Source organism: Streptomyces spongiae, assembly GCF_009377185.1.
Lineage (GTDB): Bacteria > Actinomycetota > Actinomycetes > Streptomycetales > Streptomycetaceae > Streptomyces > Streptomyces spongiae.
Map to the genome: position 1 here is coordinate 1 of NZ_VJZC01000850.1, position 3131 is coordinate 3131.

Sequence of the window (3131 nt, forward strand, 5' to 3'; positions counted from 1 at the left end):
CCTTCCGGTTCGGCGGGCCCCCACGGGTCACCCCTCCCTCAACTCCTTCGCCGGCGCACCCTCCCCCAGCACCTCGACGCGCCCCTCACGCACCGCGTCCCGCAGGCCCAACTCCCCACGGCCCACTGCCGCGCACGTCTCCGCGTCGAACGTCAACCGGGCGTCCGGCTCCTCGGGCGCCGGCCCGTCCCCGTACACCGGACCCTCCTCGGCACCCGCCCACAGGTGGAACTCCCCCTCCTCCAGCCGGACTTCGACGAGCCCCGAGCCCTCCAGCGCGCGTGACAACGGCAGGGCGAACCAGTGCGCCCGTACGGCGTCGGTGGCCCGCCGCTCCCCCAGCAGGGGGGCGCCCCACTCGCCCAGCGCCTGGAGCACGGGCAGCAACTCGCGCCCCCGGCCGGTGAGTTCATACACGTACGCCGCGCCCGGCGGTGGCAGCCGGCGCCGGGTCGTCAGGCCGTCCCGTTCCATGTCCTTCAGGCGCGAGGCGAGTACGTCCGTGCTGACGCCCGGCAGGTCCGCGTGCAGGTCGGTGTAGCGGCGGGGACCGGCCAGCAGCTCCCGGACGATCAGGAGGGTCCAGCGGTCACCGACGACGTCGAGCGCCCGGGCGGCGGAACAGTACTGGTCGTAGCTTCGGCGAGGTGACATGCGACGCAGTCTAGACATGTTGTTGGACTTTCCAAGCTGCTACTTGGTAAAACCAAGCAACACCGCATACCGGAGGGGCGAGCGCGCATGGAGTTCCGGCAGTCGAACAAGCTCAGCGAGGTCTGTTACGAGATCCGGGGCCCGGTGATCGAGCACGCCAACGCGCTGGAGGAGGCGGGCCACAGCGTGCTCCGCCTGAACACCGGCAACCCCGCGCTCTTCGGCTTCGAGGCGCCCGAGGAGATCATCCAGGACATGATCCGGATGCTCCCCCAGTCGCACGGTTACACCGACTCGCGCGGCATCCTCTCCGCCCGCCGCGCCGTCGCCCAGCGCTACCAGAACCTGGGCCTGGAGGTCGGCGTCGACGACGTCTTCCTCGGCAACGGCGTGTCTGAGCTGGTCTCGATGTCCGTACAGGCGCTGGTCGAGGACGGGGACGAGATCCTGATCCCCGCGCCGGACTTCCCCCTGTGGACCGCCGTGACGACCCTGGCGGGCGGCAAGGCGGTCCACTACCTGTGCGACGAGCAGGCCGACTGGTACCCGGACCTGGACGACATGGCTGCGAAGATCACCGACCGGACGAAGGCCGTCGTGATCATCAACCCGAACAACCCCACCGGCGCGGTCTACCCGAAGGAGATCATCGAGGGCATCCTCGACCTCGCCCGCCGCCACGGACTGATGGTCTTCGCCGACGAGATCTACGACCAGATCCTGTACGACGACGCCGTGCACCACTCGGCCGCCTCCCTCGCCCCCGACCTCGTGGTCCTCACGTTCTGCGGCCTGTCCAAGACGTACCGGGTCGCGGGCTTCCGCTCCGGCTGGCTGGTCGTCACCGGCCCCCGGCAGCACGCGAAGGACTACCTGGAGGGCCTGACGATGCTGGCCTCCATGCGGCTGTGCGCCAACGCCCCCGCGCAGTACGCCATCCAGGCCGCGCTCGGCGGCCGCCAGTCCATCCGTGACCTCACCACGCCCGGCGGCCGGCTCCACGAGCAGCGCGACCGCGCCTGGGAGAAGCTCAACGAGATCCCGGGCGTGTCGTGCGTGAAGCCGAAGGGCGCGCTGTACGCGTTTCCGCGCATCGACCCCAAGGTGCACCCCATCCACGACGACGAGAAGTTCGTCCTGGACCTGTTGCTGCGGGAGAAGATCCAGGTCGTGCAGGGCACCGGCTTCAACTGGCCGACCCCCGACCACTTCCGCATCCTCACGCTCCCCCATGTGGACGACCTGGACGCGGCGATCAGCCGGATCGGGCGGTTCCTGAGCGGGTACCGGCAGTAGGCGGGTATCGGCAGCAGGCGGGTGCCGCCAGTGGGCGACGTGCGGGGAATGCGGGTGCCCGCCACCGTGTTGGTGATCATGGGTCGATCACCGACCGGAGTGTGACAGGAAAGGGCGCGACCATGGGTGACCTGCTCCTCGTGCGGCACGGAGAGACCGAGTGGTCACTGTCCGGGCAGCACACCAGCTGGACGGACCTCCCGCTCACCGGCCGGGGCCGCGAGCAGGCGCGTGAGGTCGCTCCGCTCCTGCGGGCGGACCGGATCGGCGCCGTCTTCGTCAGCCCGATGAAGCGCGCCCGGGAGACGGCGGAGCTGGCCGAGCTGCACGACGTACGGATCGACGCGGATCTGAGCGAGTGGGACTACGGCGCGTACGAGGGCGTCACGACCGCCGAGATCCACCGCACCCTGCCCGACTGGTTCCTGTTCACCGACGGCGTCGCGCCGGGGCCGCCCGAGCACCCCGGCGAGAGCCCGGAGGAGGTCGGGGCCCGGGCCGACCGGATGCTGGCCAGGGTGAAGGCGGTGGCGGCGGACACCGAGGGCAGCGTGGCGCTGGTGGCCCACGGGCACTTCCTGCGGGTGCTGACCGCGCGGTGGCTGGGGCTGCCGCCGTCGGGCGGTGCGCTCTTCCAGCTCGGGACGGGGACGGTCAGCCGTCTCGGCACGGAGCACGGGCGTCCGGTCGTCGCCGGGTGGAATGTCAGAGCCACCTCGTAGTCTTCGAAGAGGACTGGTCAGAGGGTTCGGGGGCTCTGGCCGGTGAGGAGACCGCTGCCGGGGAAGGGGTGTGCCGTGACACGACCGCCGACCGCCGCCCAGCGCCGGGTCGTCGACGCCGCCGACCCCGTGACGGGCCGGTTGAAGGGTACAGAGGCGCAGCTCGCCGCGCTGGTCAAGCGGGGCCTCGCCTTCCGGCACCCGCGGCCACCGCACGACCACTTCCTCACTCCGGCCGGTCACCGCATACGGGAGGCACCCCCGGAGCCGGAGCCGGGAGCGCCCACTCCTGCCCGCGCCCCCGCGGATTCGGGAGTGTTCGCGGCGCGCGTCGGCGGCGAGCTCGGGGTCGAACGGCGGCGGGGTCGCGGTCATGGGGTTCTCCTCACGGGCGTGCCGAGCCGGCGACTCGTACGGCCCCATGGTCCGCACACCGGACCCGCCCCCGCAGTCCGCCGT

The 3131-nt window shown here is 71.5% G+C and carries 3 protein-coding genes and 1 pseudogene; 3 read left to right on the plus strand and 1 reads right to left on the minus strand.

Annotated features, from left to right (window positions below):
• Nucleotides 1-27: 27 nt before the first annotated feature.
• The gene (locus tag FNH08_RS47700) at nucleotides 28-654 is read right to left on the minus strand and encodes a winged helix-turn-helix transcriptional regulator (RefSeq protein ID WP_152778152.1); all 627 of its coding nucleotides are present in this window, start codon (nucleotides 652-654) and stop codon (nucleotides 28-30) included.
• An 87-nt stretch (nucleotides 655-741) separates the two neighbouring features.
• Between FNH08_RS47700 and FNH08_RS47705 the strand changes: the two genes are divergently transcribed.
• The 3 genes and pseudogenes from FNH08_RS47705 to FNH08_RS47715 form a co-directional block, all read left to right on the plus strand.
• The gene (locus FNH08_RS47705; protein ID WP_152778153.1) at nucleotides 742-1950 is read left to right on the plus strand and encodes a pyridoxal phosphate-dependent aminotransferase; all 1209 of its coding nucleotides are present in this window, start codon (nucleotides 742-744) and stop codon (nucleotides 1948-1950) included.
• 122 nt (nucleotides 1951-2072) lie between these two features.
• Nucleotides 2073-2672 (plus strand): histidine phosphatase family protein, encoded by a 600-nt coding sequence (locus FNH08_RS47710; RefSeq protein ID WP_152778154.1) that lies wholly within the window; start codon nucleotides 2073-2075, stop codon nucleotides 2670-2672.
• Nucleotides 2673-2747: 75 nt separating this feature from the next.
• Nucleotides 2748-3131, plus strand: a pseudogene (locus tag FNH08_RS47715) (hypothetical protein); the annotation flags it as partial.